Origin of the sequence: Chryseobacterium echinoideorum, assembly GCF_007474535.1 — a bacterium.
GTDB lineage: Bacteria > Bacteroidota > Bacteroidia > Flavobacteriales > Weeksellaceae > Chryseobacterium > Chryseobacterium echinoideorum.
This window is the reverse complement of the sequence record NZ_VKNW01000012.1, coordinates 26,268-45,829: the sequence shown is the minus strand read 5'-3', so window position 1 is coordinate 45,829 and position 19,562 is coordinate 26,268. Positions and strand designations below refer to the sequence as shown.

The following is a 19,562-nucleotide window of genomic DNA, read 5'->3' as shown; positions in this document are numbered from 1 at the left end:
ATCAATTTTTTCATATTTGAAATAATTCTATTTTTGTTAAATGATGGATAATAAATCCCCATTTTTAGACACCCTTTTTCTGCTGAGAAAAGAGCAGTGTATTACCATTTTTACAGATATACCGCAGATTTCGAAAAAAGAGGAAGAAAATGCTGCCGATTATTTCGAATCTGAGTTCGAAAAAGAGCGACTCGAATTTTTATCAGACAAAATCAGCTTTGACCGAGAAACCGCAGTTTGGGCAGGTAAAGTGGTTTATCATAGCGCACAATTGCATCTGATAAGAAAAGACACTGCAAAGGATCTGGATAAACTAATTCCTGTATTTAAAGGAGAAAGAAATGTCTCATCCATAGTTTCAGCAGATTTGACGTTAAGGTTTTTACCGCAAATTATTGAAGCCTTACAAAGCGCAGATCCGGAAGATCCATTGATTAAAATGCTGGAAAGTATTTTACTGCAATTTCATTATTCAGGAATAGGATATGATCTGGACTTGGAAAATATCAATTGGGAAGAAGAATTGAAAGATAAAACCTACCGGAAGCTATATCTCGAAAGAATTGTTGAGAAAAAAGATTATAAACTTGCTGAAATTCCTTTCATTAACCAATTATTGATTGCTGAATTTGGAATGCATAAGGATAATTTCTGGAGAGAATTAAAAATAATGAACAATTAAAGTTTTTATATTTCTTAGCTGAGTGAAGTCGAAGATTCGACATAGTCAAACGCCATAGCGAGCTTAAAAACAGGTAGCACTTAAAAGAAACGTTGCACACTTTGCGTTTAAAAAGAGAACAAAAATTATAATACAAAAACAAATGACTCAAAATATAGAAAAATTAAACAAAGTTTTAGCTTTCGTTAAAAATACATTCGTTGGCAAAAATGACGTTGTCGATTTATTGGGAATCTGCCTTTTAGCAAGAGAAAATGCCTTTTTATACGGACCTCCCGGAACCGCAAAATCAGCTATTGTAAGAACTTTGTCTAAAACAGTGAAAGATGGAAAAAACTTTGAATATTTATTAACCCGTTTCACAGAGCCAAACGAAATTTTCGGGCCTTTTGATATCAGAAAATTAAAAGAAGGGGAATTATCTACCAACACCGAAGGAATGATGCCGGAAGCATCCATGGTTTTTCTGGATGAAATTTTTAATGCAAACTCAGCAATTCTCAATTCTCTTTTGATGGCTCTAAATGAAAAGATCTTCAAGCGGGGAAAAGAAACCAAACATCTTCCTGCGTTGATGTTCGTAGGAGCGAGCAATGTGCTTCCCGAAGACGAAGCATTGAATGCCTTGTTCGACCGTTTTCTCATCAGAATTAATGTGGATTATGTACATCCGGATCTTCTTCATCAGGTACTTTTAGCAGGAAGAAAATTAGAAAATGACAGCGAAACAGAAACTCCTGAAATTCTATCACATGAAATAAAAGAGCTTCAGCAACTTTGTAAAACAATTGATTTAAGACCTATTTACGAAATTTATTTAAATACTATACTGAGCCTTAGAAATACAGGAATTGCGATTTCCGACCGTAGAGCTGTAAAATTGCAGAACCTCATTGCGGCAAGTGCTTTAATTTGTGGAAGAAATGAAGCTATTATTTCAGATTTGTGGGTGCTAAAACATATTTGGGATACTGAAGAACAGATTGAGATTTTAGAAGGAATCATCAACAGAACCATTGAAAAAGATGATCATCCGAAGTCTCATCCTCAAGCATTGCAAAATAAAACACCCAATCCTGAAGATGTGATGAAAGACGTAAAAATTTTAGTAGATAAATGGAATGAGGGATCTTTAAGTTTTGAAGAGCAGAATGTGATTAAAGATAAATTAAGATACCTTCAAACCCGTTGTGACTGGATCAGAAATCCTGAACAGAAACAGTACATTCAACAACAAATTGAAAGTTTATGGCAAAAGATTCTTCAAACAGTCTAAAAGAATTCTGGGCAGAAATTCCGCGTGTTGATGAAGATTTTCTGGGCTCGATTCGGGACTGGAAAAATATTCAGATTGCTTTGGAAGAAGACGTTATCTGGCTGAAAGGTTTTACTGATGAACAGGCTGTTTCACCGGAAATTAAGCAGTTGCCCAATTTTTTGCTGTACGAATTAAAAAATGGGCTTTTATTCAGGAAAGATGCTCTGGTTCCAAGCAAAAAAATGAGAACGGCTTTGCTTTGGACTCCTATTGATAAAGCTTTAAGGCTAAAATTTCCTATTTCAAACAATAATTTTTTCGGCATTGAAGAGAACATTGAGATTAGATTAAAACCAAGTGAAGAAGAGCATGCTGCAAACGCTCTATTATGTTCGATTGCTGAAATAAAAGACGTATTGATAACCTTGCCAAAATTTAAAGTAGAAAAAATCAACTGGATCGTTATTGGAAATAAGGCATTGTTTTTTGGAATACCTATGCTTAGTTTTCCGGGAAAAACATTTTGGGAAAAAGATGGTCATTTTTTGCCAACCGGCTTTGATTTTGAGTTTAAAAATTTGAGTCTTTTATTGCAGAAAAAATATAATGAATGTGATGAAAAATGGCTTTTGTGGTGCGAAAACGGAAGTGTTTTACATCTTAATAAAAATGATTTCCGAAAATTGTCTGTAAGTTCATTCCGTTTAACAGAAAAATCTTTGGAATGGATGTAAGAGAGTATTTTCAGTCATACAAAAATTTTATTTGGGAATGGACAACCGATGAGGATATTCAGGATGATAGCGGGTACAACGAAAATAATCTTATCTCAATTCGTGGTATTGGTGTTATTGCCTATCGTTCTTATATTATAGAAGTTCTCAATACTCTGGAGAATGGGCTGCCTTTGTTTAGTCCTTTTTTGTTAGTTCTTTACGCTACAAACGATGGGTATGTTGATTTAATAAGTCTTGAAAATATACTTAGGAAAAATCCCAAAAGCTCAGTAAAGTATATTGGAGATTTTATTGATCCTTCGATAAGATTTTTAAATAATCTCAGTCATCTGCCATCAAATTATAAAAAAGGACAAAACAGAATTTTATTAATTCAGACTTTATTTACTGACGATTTCAATTCAATTACCGTTCGTACTTCTAAAGAAATTCTTTCAGAATTTAGAAAGTCTCCTTTTTTAATAAGTGCTTCGGCAAAAAAAACCGAAATAACCGTTGCAAAATTTTCCAGAGATTTAAGGGTTCTGGATAGTTTAAATAGCAAATTTCCAACAACAGAATCTATTATTGATGCTATGAAAGGCATTATTGATATTCCTGATTTGGAAGATGAAGTCATTGAAGAAGAAACGACCGTTGAAACCGATAAAGATTTTATTCAGGAACTTATTGAAGAGCCAAAAACTTTTCAGGTCGGAAGTTTAATCAAAAGAATCTGGAGCGGTCTGAAAATTCCAATGCGTCATCTTTCTCCCGGAGAACAGCCGATTGGCGGAGTTTCGGACATGACCAACAAAGGCGATCTCAGCAGAATGCTTTTGTCTGAATTTGCTCATGAAGATGAGGTTTTTATGAATCGTGTGGCGAATAACGAAGCCTTGTACATTCAGCGGGAAATTCCGCCTGAAGAAAATATTTTTGAAAGAATTATTTTAATAGATACTTCCCTGAAAAACTGGGGAACTCCTAAAGTTTTGGCGTTTGCATCGGCAATTGCAGTCATCAAACACCCGAAAGCTCACTCAGAATGTAAAGTTTTTGGATTGGGAAATGGTATTTTCCCCATTTCTCTTAACAGGGTAGAAGAAGTAATTGAAAATCAGAATCATGTAAGTCCGGTTCTGGAAGTTTCAGACGCACTTGAAAAGTTTTTCAGCGGAGAACATACAGAGAAAGATCTGGAAGTTTTTTTTATTACCCATCAGGAAAATTTAAATCATCAAAAACTTCAGAAAATCATTCATGAAAACAGGGATCGCCTGAAATTTTTAGTAACAACTTCCGCAAACGGTGAGCTGAACTTTTACAAACATCATAAAGGAACAAGGAAACACATCCAGAAAATCATGCTTCCGTTGCAGGAATTGTGGGCGAATCCACCCAAGAAAAAAGGAAAAAACCAGGATTTGCTTACAAGAAACATAAAAGCAACCGATGTTCCGATGAATTATCCGATTTTGTTTCCGGTTCCGGTAAACAAGATTGCTACATTTTTATACGAAGGGGATTTTTTCATTTTGAGTGCTAAAAAACAGCTCTTGAAAACTTATCTTTCAGACAATTACTATAATCGGGAATATTATGATCAGTATAGAATCCATCGTGGATGCGAGGTTTTGTTGGAAAATATTTCGGTAAAGCCGAAAGGTCAGTTTGCATTAGCAAAAAATAAACAACAGCATTTTATTTTGTGCCAATATCAACCGGATAAGAAATTGATTTCTAAGCTCAATTTGAATACAAAAGAATATTCTGAGACGAGTGTTAGTATCAGTATATCAGCGAATGATTATAAATTAATTTATTTCAATAAAAAGTTTTATTTGTGGAATGAAAATGTTGAACGAATTGAAGAGATTAATATTGATGGGCAAATCAGGTTGGAATCAGTAAAAAATGACCTTGAAATCACCAAAAATAATTTAAAAGTTCAGGCAGAGCTCGATAGACTTTACGATTCGACTAATAAACTTCTGAGCAATTTTAATTTCATAGGAATCAATAGTGCAAAAGATTTGGTTATATCCAAATATGCATTGGAACCTGATTACAACGAAGCATTAATTTTAACAAAAAACAAATCAAATGTTGAAATATTCGCAACAAAAAACAAGAACAAATTTACTTTTTCTGAAGGCAGTGAAATTATCACAGACTCTCGTGGAATGATGACTTTCAATAGCAGTAATAAAAACATTCCTGCTTTTTATATTCCGAGTTCCATTCAGCGATATTTGGCAATTGGAACCGTAACTGAATTTTCAGGTTCTGAATATTTTCTTCCGCAGGAAAATCTGCTGAAAATGAAAACCACGGAGCAGATGTATGAGGAATATCTAAAACCTTTTATAGATCAAATTTTAGATTATGGAATTGAGAATTAAACCTTTTCCGAAAAATTCTTTTCCGAAAAGAGGACTTTTAATCAAAGGGTCTTCACCATCTTTATGGCTTCGGGAAATGGATCTTTTAGATATTGATCTGAATGAAGTCCGTTCTTTTCCGATTCCTTCAAACGAGCCGAATGTTTTGTATGGTTGTTTTTTAGTTTTTCGGAATCTTGCTCCGAGTGAAATCGGCAGAAATTCTTATTTTCAATGTGTTGATGATAAGTTTTTTATTCCGGAAAATACTGTTTTTTATCCTAAAGTAATTCCTGAAGAATGGCAGAATATTGAAGCGCAATACCTCATCATGCATCCCGAATTCGGTTGGGTAAAACTGAATGAAGAAATCGACTGGCTTTCTCTCATTCAGGATCCGGAATTATCAGCTGAGACAATTCGTAAACCTTTGAAAGGAGTGGAAATTCCTTCTGAAATCAAGAGTTTTATGGTTGAAATGGATGACGAAAAAGTTCTGGAATCGCTAGAAAAGCCGAAAACTGAAGAAGAATGGATGAAAAATCTGCCTTTTGACATGAAAAAAGTGATGGCAGGTAACAAAAAAGAAATCGAAAAATATTTAAAATATATTGAAAAATATCCTGAAAGAGCGGTAGAATTGGGCGTTCCGCTTGATATTATGGGAACTTCAAGAGGAGATCGTTTCAGCAAATTCAGATTTGCAAACTCATGGTGGAGTAAAATTTTTGGACAAAGTAATTCTTCAGAAAGTTCCGGTTCGGAAAAATACCGCTGGGTTTTTTGGACGTTTTTGATTGTATTGGCTTTAGCAAGAATCGGTTTTTATTTTAATGAAGATGAACATCAAAACGGAGAAAAAAAATGGGTAGGCAATGTTGAAAGTCAGAAAGAAACCGAAAAGATTTTAGCATTCAAATCTGGAGTTACAGAAATCAATCAGAAAATAGATTCTCTATACAGAAAAAGAAGAGGAAAGCTGATGAATGATTTTACAATGGCTCAATCTGAATCTTTCCGCGGCAAATCAATGAAGGAAGTAGAAAAAGATATTCAAAAATACCGGGAAGACGAAAGAAAATCAAAAGATTCGCTGAAAGGCATTTACAACCTGAAAATAGAGGAAGTTGTTGTCAGAAAAATGCAGAAAGTTCAGGATGAAGTTTTAGATTCGCTTAAAAAGTCTGGCACCGGAAATCAGGCAGATGAAGGAATATTGAAATCTGTTCTTACAAAGAAACAAAAAATGATGGAAGATTCTTTAGGAAGATTTTACGGAACCATTGAGCCCCAATCTGAGATTCCTGAAAATCCTCAGTCTTATCTGGAAGGAAATAATTTGTCGTCAGAAGATCAACCTGAAAGTGTTTCGCTTTCTGAAATTTTAGGACTGATTGTTTTAATAGCAGGAGGAATTGCTCTGTATTTCAGGGTCTTTAAAAAGAAACAAATTCATTTGGGTGGAGATCATCTTTCTCAGGGAATGAAAATATTTCTTATGGCTCTGCTTGTGGGAATGTTGGTTTATATTTTTTATCCTTTGGTAGAAATGTTCGGCTACAACTGGCTGTTTTGGATACTCGTAATTGCAGTTATACTGGTGCTTTACCGTCTTTTCAGCGAAGATAAAACACTTTTAAACACCGATAAAGATGAATAAGCAGAAGTATATAGATAAATTTATGGCTGCATTTTTTATTCTGGCAATCTTTAAGCTGATCGGAATATTTGCGCAGCTTTTTCACAAAAGTTTCTGGAGCGTAGTGGGAACTTTGGTGCTATTTCTCGTAATTGCATTCATTGTTTTTTTAGTTTTAACATCTTTAAAAGATAAAGAAAAAAACTCTTTGGGAAGAAGAAAATCAGGTAACGGGAATTTCTATCTGGAATCAACATTATTTGATAAACTGAGAAATAAGTATGAAGAACTGGCGCAGAAATACATTGACGAAAAAGATTATACTCGTGCGGCAAAAGTATACATGAATTTGCTTCAGGATAATTATCGTGGTGCTAAAACACTTGAAAATGGCGGTTTGTATAACGAGGCGGCAGTTATTTATCTCAAGAAACTAAAAAATAAATCTGAAGCAGCCCATTGCTACGAAAAGGCAAAACAGTTTCATAAATCTATCGACTTATACAAAGATTTAGGGCAAAAAGAAAAAGTAGGAGACTTGTATAAGCAGCTGAATGATGTGAAAAATGCCAATAGTTATTATCAGATGGTGGTGGATGATTATGTCAATAATGATCAGATGGTGAAAGGCTCTCTTATTTACCGCAAGAAAATGGAATTGCCCGAAGAAGCTCAGAAAATTCTTTTGAAAGGCTGGAACGAAAATAAAGATGCCTTTAATTGCCTGAATAATTATTTCGTAAATATCAACAATGCAGATGAATTACAGGTTAGGATTGAGGAATTGTATAAAAAGACTCCCGCAGAAAAAAAACTGATTTATCTTGAAGTGATCAAGCATGAGTTTAAAAAAGATCAAAAGCTTCAGTCTGTAACGAGGGATATTGCTTACGAAATTATCGCTGAAAATATAGATGAAAATTCTTCGATTATCAATGAGTTAAAATATTTCAATCCATCGGACGAGATCGTTTTGAAAGATATTTCTAGGTATAAAACCGGAAAGAATAGGATGTTTAAAAATTAAATGGATTACCTTATATAAACAAAAAACCGCCAATTGGCGGTTTTTTCATGGTTATCAGAGTTTATATTACTCCCTGTTTTTTACCAATACCCAACCAGAGTATTTCATTAAAGTATTGTTCTTGTCATTTTCGTTCCATGTTACAGAGAACCAATAGTTTCCTGTGGGAACTTTTTTGTTTCCGGAAGTTCCTTCCCATTTATAGTTATTGATTTTATCAGCACGGAAAATCATATTCCCGTATCTGTCATACACATCAAAAACAAGATTCTGCTTATTGGCTAATGCCGAATAATCTATGGCATCATTGTAGCCGTCACCATTAGGAGTAATGACATTGATGATATTGGGAACAACAATAGAAATTTCAATAGGGGTACAATCGTACTGGTCTTTTACATAGATTGTATGATCGCCTCTTTTCAGATTACTAAAGACATTAGAATCCTGCCAATTTACATTATCCATAGAATATTGATAAGGTGATGTTCCTCCGTTTACATTGATGGTAACATTTGTAGTTGAGATACTTACACTGGTAATTACAGGGTTTTCAGCCGGATAAATTCTCACGGTTTGCATGGAAATACAGTCGCCTGTTTTTAGTTTTACCCAATAAGTTCCCACTCCTACATTTGAAATAGTTTGTGTAGTAGCACCGGTACTCCATTCATATCCGCTGAATCCTGCTCCTGCATCCATCGTGGTTCTGTCTTCCATGCAGATTGTTTTATCTTTCAGGATGGTAGAGTAAACCGGCGGAATAACTTCCAGAGTAATTTTTGCAATATTATAGCATCCGTTATTATCTGTCACTCTTACGTAGACGAATGAGTTGGGTGCAATAAAATTTAAAGGATTTAAAATTTCATTGGTTTGATTAACAGCATCAGTCACAGAAGGATAAAACTTTTTGGTTGTTCCCGATTGTGATGTTACATTGGCGAGCGTAAGATTAAAAGATGCAGTTTTAGATTCAGTATCTAAAGTACAAACTCTCAAAGTAGTATCATTTACTGCAAATGAAGGGTAAAAACTTAAGGTAATAGCTGCGGAATCAGAACATCCCTCTGTGGTAGTTACCAAGGCGTAAATTGTTCCTTCAGCGGAAAGATATTGTGTCGGATTTGAAATCTGTGAAGTTCCTGCATTGAGGTCTGACATAGACGGATAATATTTAATCGTCACATTTGAGCCGGAAAATACATTGGCGGTAGTAAGGTTAAACGTAGCCTGTCCGCCTTGATTATTGTTGCAGGCATAAATAGTTACATCATTAGCCACAATATTTCCTTGTTTAAACTTAAACGCACCGATTTGTCTGCAAGAATTAAGCGGGTTATTGGGATTTGCAGGATCTTGATAATGAATACTATAATAATAAGTAGTGGTTGTATTCACAGTTTGCGGAGTGGTAATTGGATTAGCCCCTGTAAGTGCTTCGTTTTGAGAAGTATGGTAAGATATGGTAAAATTCGGATTTGAATTTAAAATTCCCATTGAAAGTGTGCTGAAATTAAAAATTGCAGGACTTACACAGATAAGAACTTCTCTCGGATCATTAGGATTGGTGGCAGCAACTCCAGGTGGTATAAAAGGGTTGGGCTGAAGCGCAGGATTGGTAAACGGCGAAGCTAAAGTTGCGGTACCTCCCCAGGTTAACGAAAAAGGAGCAGTAGTTGAACTTCCTGATCCTACCCAGTTATCAATATACAAATAGTAAGTTTGTCCCGCAGTTACATCGAGGTATTGACAGTAAGGCGTAAGTGAGCCTCCGGCTGCATTGGTTATTGTACTGGTCATATTCAATCCTGTAGCTGCACCGACTCCGATAACTGTAGCTGCGTTACAGCGAATAGGAGATCCAAGTGCTCCGCAGGAAGCATTAGGTCCGTAAATAGCCCAGTCATAATCCGCATTCGGATCAGTAGGTACGAGATCGAACGTCAGTGTTCCGCTTGTAGCAATGGTAAGTTTATACCAGATCGAATTGTGCTCACCACTTGTTAGACAGCCTCCTAAAGATTCATTAACATTTCCTATCCCGGAAGGACTGTAGGTTATGGTAGAATTTCCGCAGACTGATAATGCAGTGGAGCAATCTGCCTGAGAGTAAAATAATGATGAAACACAAAAAAGAATAAATAGTAGAGTTTTTCTCATATTTAATTGATTTTAAGGTTAAAAGCATTTCAAATATAATAAATTTTAGTTAAAAATCACTTATTTATGAGAAATTATGTTATTTAAATAAGAAAAATATATTTCTATTGTCAATTTTCAGCAATATCATATTATTATTTGATGCTTGTGATATTACCATAAAGATTTTCAAGGTGAAGTATTTTGTGAAAAGGACTTTTTACCGAGTTTAAATGCTCCCGATCCTGAATAAATGTATATCTTGAGGCAATAGAATTCATGTCAGAAACAATTACAAGCCAGCATTCATCAACGGTATTGTCATAGTAAGGAAATTTTTCATTTTTCTTTTCAATAAGTTCTACAATTTTTTCAGAACACAATTCATCAAACAGATTCATATTGTATTCATGGGTGATAAATACGTTTCTTCGATGCGAAGATTTACGCAGGCTTTTTACGTTTCCGAAAGGTTTTCCTTTTTGAATGCTTTTGTAGATGTTGAGGATGATTTCCTGTTGTTTTTCTAGGCTGTCAAGCAGGAGGTGAGGGTGAAATGCTAAAAAATAAACGCCACGATATTTCGCAGCGTTTTCCTGTTCTAATAATAACTCAGCCTGACGGAAAATTTTATTCAGATTACTTTCAATTTTTTTCATCTCCAGATGATTGATCACTTCCGTAAGTTCTATTCCGATTTTTTTATCATTAAATTTAGCAATAAAATCAGGACTTTCACAAGTGAGGTTTTCAAAAGTGATTTCGGGGTAATGATGCATAAAAGAGTTCAGTAAAAGAATTTCTGTCTTTTTCTTATATTTTTCACGCTCGTGAAGCTGTGATTCATCTATGGTACGATGATATTTTTCAATAGGCTTTTTTTTCAAATGCTTATTGAGATAATACAAACTGAGATTTTTCACTAAATCTTCTTCAGAAAACGCTTTTTTCATGGTGCTGTATTTAAAATGAATACCTACACAATATCTGGAAATTAGTTTTGAAGGTTTTGATTATCAAAAAATTACATTTAAAGGTAAAGAAAATTATTATTCTACAATGCTTTTTAAAATAATTTATTAAATAATTAATACAGAGTTTATTTTCTTATTCGATACCTTTGTTTCTTTTTTTAACAAAAACAAATGATTTATGGATTTTAAAAATTATACCGTACCTTATAGCATCAACCCCAAATATTCTACAAAAGTTGCTTATTTCTCCATGGAATTTGGCATTGAACAGGTTTTGAAAATTTATTCCGGCGGACTGGGTTTTTTGGCTGGCTCTCATATGCGAAGTGCCTATAATCTTAATCAGGATCTCGTAGGAATAGGAATTTTGTGGAAATTCGGATATTATGATCAGGCAAGAAATCACGATCAGACTCTACAACCGGTCTGGACGAAAAAAATGTATAGTTTTCTGGAGGATACCGGGATAAAATTTCAAATTGAGATTCACAGTGCGCCGGTTTGGGTAAAAGTCTGGTATCTGGACCCTGAAATTTTCAATACGGCTCCCATGTTTTTTCTTTCCACAGATGTTCCGGAAAATGATCATATCTCGAAAACTATTTGTCACAGATTATATGATGCCAACGAATCTACAAAATTGGCTCAGTATATTTTACTAGGCAAAGGCGGAGCTAAGCTATTGGATGAAATGAATATTGAGAGAGAGGTATATCACCTCAACGAAGCACACGGATTACCTGCTGCGTTTCATCTTCTCAAAAAATATAATGGCGATTTAAAAAAAGTAAAACAGAAATTAGTTTTTACCACTCACACACCTGAAGAAGCAGGAAACGAAAAGCATAATCTGAAATTGTGCTACGATATGTCTTATTTTTCAGGATTAACTATTGAAGAAGTAAAGGAGCTTGAAGGAAGCGATGGGGAAATGTTCAACCATTCGCTTTGTGCTTTGAAAATGGCAAGAATTGCCAACGGTGTTTCTAAGCTTCATGGTGAGGTTTCCAGGGCAATGTGGAGCAAATACAGAGGAATCTGCGAAATTACCTCTATTACCAACGCGCAGGAATTCAAATACTGGGGCGATAAGGAATTGTACATTGCTAAAGACGAAAATAATCATACGATCTTTGATTACCGTAAAAAATTGCTCAAAAAAAGATTATTTAAAATTGTAGCAGATCAGACAGGAAATTTATTTGATCCGAATATTTTTACCATTGTATGGGCAAGAAGATTCGCAGGGTACAAAAGAGCAGATTTATTGCTGCACGATAAGGAAAGATTCAGAAAACTGTTAAATAATCCGAAATATCCTGTACAGATCATTTGGGCAGGGAAGCCGTATCCGATGGATTATTCATCTATTTCTACTTTTAATACACTTGTAGAAGAGAGCAGTAATCACAAGAACATGGCGGTGCTTACAGGTTATGAATTGGCTTTAAGCAAATCTCTTAAACAAGGTTCAGATTTGTGGCTCAATAATCCGAGGGTTCCGAGAGAAGCTTCAGGAACATCCGGGATGACGGCTGCAATGAATGGTTCTGTAAATCTCTCTACCGACGACGGATGGATCCCTGAGTTTGCTAAACACGGTGTAAATTCTTTTGTTGTTCCCAAAGCAGATTATATGAACATGAGCATCTATGAACAGGATAACTATGATCTCAATACTTTATATGATATTTTGGAGAATGAAATACTTCCAATATATTACGATAAGCAGGATCAGTGGAGAAAGATTCAGCACAACTCAATGAAAGACGTAAAAGATTATTTCAACAGCGATAGGATGGCAGATGAATATTATAGTGTTTTATACAATCGTAAAGCATAATCAATACGGTATCAATCTTTGTCGTGAGATTAAAAACAAGGTGTTTTAATACAAAAAATTCGGTCTGAGGTATTCAGACCGAATTTTTTTTTAGCTAATCTTTTTTTTGTTTAGGAACTTTTAATCCTTCTTGTTTTGCTTCGGAAATTCCGATGGCAACTGCCTGTTTTCTGTCGGTGACCTTGTCTCCTGAAGAGGATTTCAATGTACCTTCTTTAAACTCTTTCATCACTTTTCCTATTTTTTTCTGCGCTTTTTCGGAATATTTTGATTGAGTCATAATGTTTATTTTTTAAGATTTTTTCATAGAAACGCCTATTTCATATACATTGGCATGTTTCAGATATTTTGATCGCTCTCTGGATGTTACCGATTCAAATTCGTTATTTTTTAAAACAATAATGGGATCTTCTGCATTTTCAATCTCAAAATTGGCTAAATATCTTTCGTCAGGCGAAGATTGTTCAAGCTTTGCTTTTATTTTCTGCAGTTCATCCGCGTATTGCCTGAAGCCTTCATCAGATGAATGAATAAATTTGTATTCTGCACCGGCTTTTACATAGTAATGAAGTTTTTTTTCTAGTAAACCTGCTTCATTCGTAATCTGTGGATTATCATTACCATCTTTGAAGGCTACTTCTACCAGTTTACCGTTTTCGGTCTGAGCATAGTTTTCGGCATCATCAAAATTTGAAAAGCCAGTGTATAAGATCTGATCTTCCAGATCATAACGGTTTAGTTTTCTTTCGTTGTCTTTAGTTTCCATAATTATTGACTTTAATACTTATAAGTATTCAATTTATTTGCCAAAACCTCATAGTTCAGTTTTTATCATTGATTTAATAAAATGTTTATCTTTGGGATTCAGTACAATTTTACAATGAAAAAACTCATCCTTACACTTAGTCTTGCATTTGTATTTCAAAATTTTGCAGCACAGGAAATCACTTTAGATAAAATATATTCCGGATATTACCGAGGAAAAGGAATTGCAGGAATTACTTCCATGAAAAACGGCGAAAATTATCTCGTCATTGAAGATGGAGGAATTGCTAAATACTCCTATAAAACTTCTCAAAAAGAAGGAAATCTTGTTGATGGTAATTTTGAAAGCTATGAATTTTCTGATGACGAGTCCAAAATTCTTTTGCTAAAAGAAAGTCAGCCGATTTACAGACATTCATTTTTAGGAATGTATGATGTAAAAGATTTAAAAACGGACAAAACAATTACTCTAAATGAGGGAAAACCTGTTCAGGAGCCTAGATTTTCACCGGATGCTTCTAAAGTAGCTTTTATTGCTGAAAACAATTTGTATTATCAGGATCTTTCTTCAGGAAAAATCACACAGATTACTTATGATGGAAAGAAAAACGAAATTCTTAATGGATTGGCAGACTGGGTTTACGAAGAGGAATTTGGTCATGCAAGATTGTATGAATGGACAAAAAATTCAGATGCTATCGTTTTTGTAAAATCAGATGAAAAAGAAGTTCCGGAAATCTATATTCCGATCTACGGAAAAATGCTGTATCCCACAGAGATGAGGTACAAATACCCGAAAGCAGGAGAAAAAAATTCTATCGTTTCTGCTCATATTTTCAGTTTAGGAAATGGTAAATTAACCAAAATCAACCTCGATAATTTTAAAAATTACTACATCCCGAATGTAATACAGACATCAGCTTCAGATGAAATCATTTTGATTACTTCTCAAAGAACTCAAAATGCGTCAGACGTTTTGAAAGTTAATACCCAAACCGGAGAAGTGAAAAAACTTTTCACAGAAACAGATGATAAGTGGATTGATACAGACAATATTACCTTAGAATTTTTGGATGATAATTCTTTTCTCTGGGGATCTGAAAGAGACGGTTTCCGTCATCTATATTGGTACGATAAAGACGGCAAGCTTAAAAAACAAGTCACAAAAGGAAACTGGGAAGTGACAGATTACTATGGATTTAATCCTAAATCTAAAGAAATTTACGTTCAGACTACGGAAAAAGGAAGTATAAATAAAGTGGTATCGAAAATCAATATTGACAACGGCAAAGCTCAACTGATTTCTAATGCTGAAGGAAATAATTCTGCCAATTTCAGCAAAAATTATAATTATTTCATTGAGACTTCTTCTACTGCCTCAAAACCTTATACTTTTGTGTTGAAAGACGGAAACGGAAAAGTAGTAAAAGAGCTTCAGAATAATGATGAACAGCTTAAAAAACTGAAGTCTGATAATTTTTCAGTAAAAGAATTTATCACAATTCCCAACTCAGCGGGAGATCAGATGAATGCATGGATCATTAAGCCGAAAAATTTTGATCCGAAGAAAAAATATCCGCTTTTCATGTTTCAGTATTCGGGACCGGGATCACAGCAGGTTGCCAATTCCTGGGACAACGGAAATGCACTTTGGTTTGAAATGCTCGCACAGAAAGGCTACATTATTGCCTGTGTAGATGGAAGAGGAACTGGCTATAAAGGAGCGAAATTTAAAAAAGTAACGTACAAAAATCTTGGAAAGTACGAAATTGAAGATCAGATTACTGCGGCAAAATGGTTTGGAAATCAAAGTTATATAGACAAAACCAGAATCGGAATTTTCGGATGGAGTTTTGGCGGATACATGGCAAGTCTTGCAATGACGAAAGGGGCAGATGTTTTTAAGATGGGAATTGCAGTAGCTCCTGTAACCAACTGGAGATATTATGATTCGGTGTATACTGAAAGGTTTTTGCTTACTCCGCAGGAAAATCCGGCAGGATATGATGATAATTCGCCCACAACATACGCAAAATTGCTGAAAGGAAAGTTTCTGTTAATTCACGGAACAGCCGATGATAATGTGCATTTTCAAAATTCAATGGAATTTTCCGAAGCTTTGATTCAGAATAAAAAACAGTTTGATTTTATGGCATATCCCGATAAAAATCACGGAATTTATGGCGGACAGACCAGACCTCAACTTTATCAGAAAATGACAGATTTTATTTTAGAAAATCTTTAAGCCGGATTTTTAAAGAATGCATTAATAATAAGCTGCTTCGTAGAATTGAAGCAGCTTAATTAATTATTTTTCTGACCAAATTTCAGGATTTCGGGAAGTATGAGAGACTCCCAGGATTACTATTGATTTTGAGTTTTCGTCTACTAGAAAATGGATTTCCAAAGGAAAGGTATTTAAAAATAAGATTCTTACTTCAGAATATTTTATTTCAGCAGAAAAAGGCTGTTGTTGCAGATAAATAACTCCTTGTTTGAATTCGTTAAGAAATCTTTTAGCTAGATTTTTATTAATATTTTTTTACCATTCAAATCCATTTCGGATATCACCTTTTACAAATTTAGGATAACTAAGTTTATATTTCATCTTCCAGCTCTTTCATAAAGTCATTGATGTCTTTCGAGGAGATGAGACTTTCCGGATACAGTTCGGCAAGTTCTATTCTTTTTTTTACCTCTTCCTTTTGCCATTCGGGAACATCTGTATTTGCTTCTTTTTTAAGTAAATTTAGGCATTCATAGACAATTCCGTATAATGACTTGGGTAAAGAATCAAGATTTTTATATAAGTCTTTGATTGTAATTTCCATTTTCTGATTAATTGTTGTATTAAAGTTAAATAATTTATCTTAAAATTTTTTTTATTCTGAAAGTTTAAAATTCTGCTGCTTTTGACATCTTTAACTACTGTTTAAGTTCATATTAAATTGATTATCTTTGCACCCAGAAAATTCAGTGTCAAAAAAATGTCAACAATTCAGAAAACTGCCGCATTTCATACTCTTGGCTGCAAACTCAATTTTGCAGAAACTTCTACGATCGCCCGTCAATTGACGGATGCAGGATATGAGAAAGTGGGTTTTGACGAAAAAGCTGATATTTATGTTATCAATACCTGTTCAGTTACCGAGAATGCAGACCGCGAATGCAAACTTCACGTAAAAAGGGCGATGAAAGCCAATGCGGAAGGTTTGGTGGTGATCGTAGGATGCTATGCACAGCTAAAACCGGAAGAAATTTCGCAGATTGAAGGAGTAGATTTGGTTTTGGGAGCAAAAGAGAAATTTAATATTTTAAGTTATCTTGATGATCTGCAGAAATCTCAGAATGAAGGTATCGTACATTCCTGTGAAATTGAAGAAACAGATTTTTTCATTGGAAGTTATTCTATTGGTGACAGAACGAGAGCTTTTCTGAAAGTTCAGGATGGCTGTGATTATAAATGTACTTATTGCACAATTCCTTTAGCCAGAGGGATTTCCCGCTCAGATACCATCGAAAATGTGCTGAAAAATGCCAAGGAAATTTCTGAAAGAGACATCAAGGAAATTGTTTTAACCGGAGTAAACATCGGCGATTACGGTAAAGGAGAATTCGGAAATAAAAGGCATGAGCATACTTTTTTGGATCTTATTTCAGAGTTGGATCAGGTAGAGGGAATTGAGAGAATTCGTATTTCTTCTATTGAGCCAAATTTGCTTAAAGATGAAAGTATTGAACTCGTTTCTAAAAGCAGAAGTTTTGTGCCGCATTTTCATATTCCGCTGCAGTCGGGAAGTGATGATCTGCTTAAAAAAATGAAACGTCGCTACTTAACCAAACTATACAGCGATAGAGTTTCAAAGATCCGTGAAGTAATGCCTCACGCAGCAATAGGAGTAGACGTCATTGTTGGTTTTCCCGGAGAAACCGAAGAACTTTTTATGGAAACGTATAATTTTCTAAACCAGCTTCCTATTACTTACTTACATGTATTTACCTATTCTGAAAGAGAAAATACGGAAGCAGCAGATATGAGCGGTATTGTTCCTATTCCTGAGAGAAAGAAGAGAAATAAAATGCTCAGAATTTTATCTGAAAAGAAAAAAATGGCATTTTACCAAACCCAGATTGGGAAAACCTTGCCTGTGCTTTGGGAACATGAAAACAAAGCTGGGAAAATGTTTGGCTTTACAGAAAATTATGTGAGAGTGCAGAAAGATTTTGATGAGAAATCTGTTAATACAATCGAATTTTTAAAGCTTGATAAAATTGAAGCTGATGGTACTGTTTCTGTTTTAAATTCTTTTGAAGGCTTTCTGGAGAAAGTGTAATAAATGATTATAGTCTTTTTTTAATTGAATTTTAAACATAAATAAAATGTCTTCAGTAATGCATTTGCTTTATAATACCGGATATGAGTTTTATAATTGAATTTTTATTTAGTTTCAATGTTGATTATTTTTTGTCCGTTTTCGCCGAGATAATATTTTATCAGATTTTTATAAATGTTACCTCCCGTGTCAGAATTAGTGAAAATCACGATTCCATTTTTATTTTTAGGCAAAATAAAGAAAATTGTCTGGACTCCATCGTCTGAGCCACCGTGTGATAGTGCAAATTCTCCGTTTCCTAAATCATATATTTCGAAACCTAAACCAAAATGCTTTCCTTTAGTAGTTGAAACCTGCTCAGATGTCATTTCTTTAAATACTTCCTTTGTCAGCCCATCACCATTGATAACACTCACTAGGAAATTTCCGTAGTCTTCGATTGTCGTTAACAAATCATCGGCTGCGTTTGAATGGATATTTTTTACTTCTTCATACGTGTTGCCATTTTTATCATAGCCTCTTGCCAATCGTGATGTGTCTATATTTTTATCCCAAACATATCGTGTGTCGGTCATTTTTAACGGTTCAAAAATAAGTTCACTGGCTAACTGCTGCAAAGATTTATTAAATTTTTTTTCCAGTGCTCTCCGTAAATATTCCATTCCTTCACCGGAATATTGATATTGAGTTCCTGGATCAAAATGGAAGCTGAGTTTTTTATTCTCATCCATCCATCGCCAATTTGGAAAACCTGTTTGGTGACTTAAAATCAATCTTGTAGTAATCTTTTTGCTTCGAGGATCATCAGCTATATCTGGATCATTCCAGAATTTGTAAAGAGGTTCGTCTAAATTCCATTTTCCTGCACTTACTAATTTTAAAGCAACTATTGCTGTTACAGGTTTAGTTAACGATGCAACATTAAAAATAGTATTGTAAGGTGCAGTAATACCTTTAGTAATTTCACCAAAAATTTTTATCTGTTTAAGTTTTCCATCTTCAATGATTCCAATTCCTAATGTGGGAACTTTATTTTCGGTCAACCATTTTTTTATCTGAGAATCATTGTCAAAAATTGAAATTTCAGTTTTTTTCTCATCATAAACTAAATGATCAAAACTCAGTGAAGTATTTAATTTCCATTCTCCGTTTTCTAATTGCCAGACATTGGTAAACTTTGCGATTCCTGCCTGCTTCTCTCTTTTTTCAGAAAATAAATGTTCTCCGTTTTGAATCGCTCCATATAAAATTCCGTTTTTATATAGAGGGAAAACTTCAGTACTTTCTCTGATTAAAAAACGTTGTACTTGTCGGGTTTCCGGATTTTTGCAAAGACCATTCTTTAAATCATGAAGGAATTTTGTTTTATCGGAAATACCATCCTTGTCATGATAGAATTTTAGATTTTCACTCAGAAGAAATTCAAAATGTTTAATATCACAAGTATTAAATCCTACATCAAAAAGCAAACTGTCTTTTGAAAGAATTGTTTTATATAAATCAGCACTTTCAGTTTGTGCAAAAGCTAAAATATTTGCTACGAAAAAGAAAATTACACTTATTTGTTTTTTCATTTTTGAAGAATGTTTCATTGGACAGCACCATTTGATGTTACCTTCTGCTCATGGTAAATTTCTATTAAAACTCAAATATACAAAAGCTTTTCAACAAGTATAGAATTATTATGTATTTTGAAGGAATGCTTTCCTCATAATACAAAATCAAAGTCTGTAGAATATTTTTCAGAATGAGTTAGATTAATTGTTTTTCAATCTTTATCTTTGGTGTAAATAATGAT

General features: G+C 34.2%; 15 protein-coding genes. 9 read left to right on the top strand and 6 right to left on the bottom strand.

Annotated elements, in window-relative coordinates; genetic code table 11:
* Window positions 1-43 precede the first annotated feature (43 nt).
* From FOL89_RS14895 to FOL89_RS14870, 6 genes are all read left to right on the top strand, one after another.
* Window positions 44-682 (top strand): hypothetical protein, encoded by a 639-nt coding sequence (locus FOL89_RS14895; RefSeq protein WP_144283591.1) that lies wholly within the window; start codon window positions 44-46, stop codon window positions 680-682.
* A gap of 142 nt (window positions 683-824) precedes the next feature.
* Window positions 825-1,958, top strand: coding sequence for an AAA family ATPase (locus FOL89_RS14890; protein ID WP_144283590.1), 1,134 nt, complete (start codon window positions 825-827; stop codon window positions 1,956-1,958).
* Window positions 1,931-2,674 carry a hypothetical protein gene (locus FOL89_RS14885; protein ID WP_144283589.1) on the top strand — a complete coding sequence of 248 codons (744 nt, stop codon included), beginning with the start codon at window positions 1,931-1,933 and terminating at the stop codon, window positions 2,672-2,674. Before FOL89_RS14890 ends, FOL89_RS14885 begins: the two co-directional genes overlap by 28 nt.
* Window positions 2,665-5,061 carry a hypothetical protein gene (locus tag FOL89_RS14880; RefSeq protein WP_144283588.1) on the top strand — a complete coding sequence of 799 codons (2,397 nt, stop codon included), beginning with the start codon at window positions 2,665-2,667 and terminating at the stop codon, window positions 5,059-5,061. Before FOL89_RS14885 ends, FOL89_RS14880 begins: the two co-directional genes overlap by 10 nt.
* Complete coding sequence (locus FOL89_RS14875; RefSeq protein WP_144283587.1) at window positions 5,045-6,700, top strand: APC family permease; 1,656 nt, start codon at window positions 5,045-5,047, stop codon at window positions 6,698-6,700. The genes FOL89_RS14880 and FOL89_RS14875 overlap by 17 nt, the downstream gene beginning before the upstream one ends.
* Window positions 6,693-7,706, top strand: coding sequence for a tetratricopeptide repeat protein (locus FOL89_RS14870; protein WP_144283586.1), 1,014 nt, complete (start codon window positions 6,693-6,695; stop codon window positions 7,704-7,706). The genes FOL89_RS14875 and FOL89_RS14870 overlap by 8 nt, the downstream gene beginning before the upstream one ends.
* A 66-nt stretch (window positions 7,707-7,772) precedes the next feature.
* Here FOL89_RS14870 and FOL89_RS14865 read toward each other — a convergent pair whose 3' ends face one another.
* Window positions 7,773-9,869, bottom strand: a complete 2,097-nt coding sequence (locus FOL89_RS14865) for a T9SS type B sorting domain-containing protein (protein ID WP_144283585.1) — start codon at window positions 9,867-9,869, stop codon at window positions 7,773-7,775.
* Between the two features lie 134 nt (window positions 9,870-10,003).
* Window positions 10,004-10,801 (bottom strand): hypothetical protein, encoded by a 798-nt coding sequence (locus tag FOL89_RS14860; protein WP_144283584.1) that lies wholly within the window; start codon window positions 10,799-10,801, stop codon window positions 10,004-10,006.
* Window positions 10,802-11,000: 199 nt separating this feature from the next.
* On the opposite strand from FOL89_RS14860, the gene glgP reads away from it, so the two are divergent.
* A complete protein-coding gene (gene glgP, locus FOL89_RS14855) occupies window positions 11,001-12,665 on the top strand; it encodes an alpha-glucan family phosphorylase (protein ID WP_144283583.1) in 1,665 nt (554 codons plus the stop codon).
* A 94-nt stretch (window positions 12,666-12,759) separates the two neighbouring features.
* Here glgP and FOL89_RS14850 read toward each other — a convergent pair whose 3' ends face one another.
* Both FOL89_RS14850 and FOL89_RS14845 read right to left on the bottom strand, forming a co-directional pair.
* Complete coding sequence (locus FOL89_RS14850; protein ID WP_144283582.1) at window positions 12,760-12,945, bottom strand: DUF6496 domain-containing protein; 186 nt, start codon at window positions 12,943-12,945, stop codon at window positions 12,760-12,762.
* Window positions 12,946-12,957: 12 nt separating this feature from the next.
* A complete protein-coding gene (locus FOL89_RS14845) occupies window positions 12,958-13,431 on the bottom strand; it encodes a hypothetical protein (protein ID WP_144283581.1) in 474 nt (157 codons plus the stop codon).
* Window positions 13,432-13,545: 114 nt separating this feature from the next.
* On the opposite strand from FOL89_RS14845, the gene FOL89_RS14840 reads away from it, so the two are divergent.
* Complete coding sequence (locus FOL89_RS14840; protein ID WP_144283580.1) at window positions 13,546-15,675, top strand: S9 family peptidase; 2,130 nt, start codon at window positions 13,546-13,548, stop codon at window positions 15,673-15,675.
* Window positions 15,676-16,027: 352 nt separating this feature from the next.
* Here FOL89_RS14840 and FOL89_RS14835 read toward each other — a convergent pair whose 3' ends face one another.
* On the bottom strand, window positions 16,028-16,261 hold the full coding sequence (locus FOL89_RS14835) for a hypothetical protein (protein ID WP_144283579.1): 234 nt from the start codon (window positions 16,259-16,261) through the stop codon (window positions 16,028-16,030).
* Window positions 16,262-16,417: 156 nt separating this feature from the next.
* Between FOL89_RS14835 and mtaB the strand changes: the two genes are divergently transcribed.
* Window positions 16,418-17,764, top strand: coding sequence for a tRNA (N(6)-L-threonylcarbamoyladenosine(37)-C(2))-methylthiotransferase MtaB (mtaB, locus tag FOL89_RS14830; RefSeq protein WP_144283578.1), 1,347 nt, complete (start codon window positions 16,418-16,420; stop codon window positions 17,762-17,764).
* A 104-nt stretch (window positions 17,765-17,868) separates the two neighbouring features.
* Here mtaB and FOL89_RS14825 read toward each other — a convergent pair whose 3' ends face one another.
* Window positions 17,869-19,338, bottom strand: coding sequence for a serine hydrolase (locus FOL89_RS14825; RefSeq protein ID WP_144283577.1), 1,470 nt, complete (start codon window positions 19,336-19,338; stop codon window positions 17,869-17,871).
* Window positions 19,339-19,562: the final 224 nt, after the last annotated feature.